Source organism: Acinetobacter sp. AS167, from assembly GCF_037152175.1.
GTDB lineage: Bacteria > Pseudomonadota > Gammaproteobacteria > Pseudomonadales > Moraxellaceae > Acinetobacter.
This window is the reverse complement of the sequence record NZ_JBBCMP010000038.1, coordinates 1-376: the sequence shown is the minus strand read 5'-3', so window position 1 is coordinate 376 and position 376 is coordinate 1. Positions and strand designations below refer to the sequence as shown.

Annotated in this window: 1 protein-coding gene; it reads right to left on the bottom strand. The window is 45.7% G+C overall.

Translation table 11 applies throughout. The annotated features are described in order from the left end of the window. Positions 1–376 (bottom strand): 3-oxoacid CoA-transferase subunit A (locus tag WFN33_RS20250; protein WP_336954831.1); only part of this gene is annotated, 376 nt, incomplete at both ends.

The window sequence follows — 376 nt, the reverse complement described above, 5'->3', positions numbered from 1 at the left end:
GTTATAAACCAAGTTGCCCCAACGGTCGCCTTGATGTGCTTTAATCAATGCAAAGTCTGCTTTAATCGGATATTCAAGTACGTAGTCTTTGCCATCGATATGACGTGTTTCTTTGCCATCTGCCAATAAAGTACCAAAGCCTGTTGGGGTAAAGACTGCACCTAAACCCATCCCCGCGGCTTGAATACGACAGGCGAGATTACCTTGAGGAACCAGTTCCAGTTCGATCTTGCCCGCATGATAGAGTTCATCGAATACCCAAGAGTCAGACTGACGGGGGAAAGAACAGATGATTTTACGGACTGCACCTGATTTAAGTAGTTTCGCCAGACCGTAATCGCCATTGCCTGCATTGTTATTGACAATCACCAGATCT